Origin of the sequence: Microbacterium mangrovi (assembly GCF_000802305.1) — a bacterium.
In the GTDB taxonomy this organism is placed as follows: domain Bacteria; phylum Actinomycetota; class Actinomycetes; order Actinomycetales; family Microbacteriaceae; genus Microbacterium; species Microbacterium mangrovi.
Genome location: NZ_JTDK01000048.1, coordinates 1 through 260, shown reverse-complemented (window position 1 = coordinate 260; position 260 = coordinate 1). Strand labels below are relative to the sequence as shown.

Below are 260 nucleotides of genomic sequence, written 5' to 3'. Positions count from 1 at the left end.
ACCACGGGGTCATCGAATTCGGGAACCGGCTGCTCACGTTTGCGCTCAGCGCCGTCGCGGTCGCGATGCTCGTCGCGGTGTGGAACCTCCGCAAGGAGCGGAAGGACCTCTTCTGGCTCTCCGTCGCCCTTCTGGCCAGCATCCCAGCACAGGCCGTCATCGGCGGCATCTCCGTGCTGACCGAGCTGAACCCGTGGGTCGTCGCCCTGCACTTCCTGGTGTCGATGGCGCTCGTCGTCTTCGCGACGCTCCTCGTGAAC

1 protein-coding gene is annotated in these 260 nt (G+C 66.2%); it reads left to right on the top strand.

Features of this window, described 5'->3' with window-relative positions:
- Nucleotides 1-260, top strand: a 260-nt coding sequence (locus tag LK09_RS20400) for a COX15/CtaA family protein (RefSeq protein ID WP_039403861.1), incomplete at both ends; no start/stop codon positions are given.